This window comes from Phenylobacterium sp. (assembly GCF_036263695.1).
In the GTDB taxonomy this organism is placed as follows: domain Bacteria; phylum Pseudomonadota; class Alphaproteobacteria; order Caulobacterales; family Caulobacteraceae; genus Phenylobacterium.
This window is the reverse complement of the sequence record NZ_DATAGM010000124.1, coordinates 1-1611: the sequence shown is the minus strand read 5'-3', so window position 1 is coordinate 1611 and position 1611 is coordinate 1. Positions and strand designations below refer to the sequence as shown.

The following is a 1611-nucleotide window of genomic DNA, read 5'->3' as shown; positions in this document are numbered from 1 at the left end:
CGCCCTTTTTCTTTCCTCTCCTAATCATGGGATAGGGGCACCGCCCGTCGAAGCCGTCGCCAGACGGCTGAAGAACGGGAGGAGAGGGCAAGCCCCAACGCGGCGCTCTGACCGGCTCCAATCTGCACGTCTCCTCTGGCTGCGCGCCGGCTCGCCCCCTCACCACTCGCTCTTCGCTACGCTCGGCGAGCGGTCCCCCTCCCCCGCTCCACCGGGGAGGAAAGCGTCAACTGCCCGGCCGCAGCGGCACGAACAGCACCGGCATGATCCGCCGCTGGCGGACGGCGCCGGCGGCGTCCTTCTCCACCACCGTCAGCTGCTGCTCGCGGCGCGGGCCGACGGGGATGACCATTCGGCCGCCGGGCTTCAGTTGCGCGACCAGGGCCGGCGGGATCTTCGGCGCGCCGGCGGTGACCACGATGGCGTCGAAGGGGGCGCGCTCCGCCCAGCCCTGGTAGCCGTCGCCGGCCCGCACCTCGACGTTGGCGTAGCCCAGCCGAGCCAGCCGCTCGGCCGCGCTGCGGGCCAGCGCCTCGACCAGCTCGATGCTGTAGACCTGCCGCACCAGCTTGGCGAGCACCGCCGCCTGGTAGCCGGAGCCCGTGCCGACCTCCAGGACCACGTCGTCCGGCCGCGGTCTGGCGAGCTGGGTCATCACCGCCACCACCAGCGGCTGGGAGATGGTCGCCTCGTGGCCGATGGGCAGGGCGTGGTCGCCATAGGCGACGTCCTGCAGCTCCGTCGGGACGAACTCATGGCGCGGCACGGCCTGTAACGCGTCTAGCACGCGCGCATCGAGGCTGCGGACTTCGCCCGCGGCGCCGGCGGCCAGCAGCTGGCGGATGTTGCCCACCATGCCGCGGCGGGCCGCCTCGCGCCCGTCCTGCGCCCGCGCGCAGGACGGCAGGACGATCAGCGGCAGCAGTCCTGCCATTAGGCGGCGGGTGGGTCTCATGGCTGGGAAACCGGCGAATCGCGGCGGCGGTTTCCGCGCCGCGTCCGGACCCAGAGCGGGTAGCGCGCCCCTACACATCGGCCCGCGGCCGTCGTCTACTCGTAACAGCTGTATCAAGTACGATACGCGTTAAGCGAGTTTTCCAATGAAGGTGCGGGAGGACGATTTCAGGCGGTCCGACTTCGGTTGGGCCCACGACGATCCGGAGGTGCGTCCCGCCCCGCCCCGCGCCCTAACGCCTAAGCCCGGAAAGCCGCTCACCAGCTACCGCGACTCCGGCGAACTGCTCGCGTCGATGAGCGCCGCCCGTCGGGCCAATCTGGCGAAGCTGGCCAAGCCGGCGCCGCCCGAGGACCCCGCAGCCTTCGCCGGCGCCGCAGCGCGCCGCGGCCGAATGCTCGGTTGGAGCGTGTTGCTGGCGCTGGCCGGCATGGCCGCAGCCGGTGCGGCGCGAAATCGGCGCCGCTCCAAATGACGTGATCGGCAAGAAGCTTTCCTGAGCGCGCCACCGGCCCCATCTTAGGTCGGGGCCGCGCATCGCGCGGCGGCGTCACCGAGACGGCCAGTATGAGTTTGCGATCCATGCTCGAGCGGCTGCGCGCGCTGCCGCGCTTCGCCAGGCATGCGACCCTGGTCGAGCTCGCCTACGACGAGGC

2 protein-coding genes are annotated in these 1611 nt (G+C 71.6%); one reads left to right on the top strand and one right to left on the bottom strand.

Translation table 11 applies throughout. The features are described 5' to 3' along the window. Positions 1-226 precede the first annotated feature (226 nt). Positions 227-934 (bottom strand): protein-L-isoaspartate(D-aspartate) O-methyltransferase, encoded by a 708-nt coding sequence (locus tag VHK87_RS04910; RefSeq protein ID WP_329633777.1) that lies wholly within the window; start codon positions 932-934, stop codon positions 227-229. A 166-nt stretch (positions 935-1100) separates the two neighbouring features. Between VHK87_RS04910 and VHK87_RS04905 the strand changes: the two genes are divergently transcribed. Further along, positions 1101-1430 (top strand): hypothetical protein, encoded by a 330-nt coding sequence (locus tag VHK87_RS04905; RefSeq protein WP_329633776.1) that lies wholly within the window; start codon positions 1101-1103, stop codon positions 1428-1430. Positions 1431-1611 lie beyond the last annotated feature (181 nt).

What these genes read in the sequence shown, in the direction of transcription:
- VHK87_RS04910 (WP_329633777.1), bottom strand. Translation starts at nt 934, where the DNA reads ATGGCAGGACTGCTGCCGCTGATCGTCCTGCCGTCCTGCGCGCGGGCG.
- VHK87_RS04905 (WP_329633776.1), top strand. Translation starts at nt 1,101, where the DNA reads ATGAAGGTGCGGGAGGACGATTTCAGGCGGTCCGACTTCGGTTGGGCC.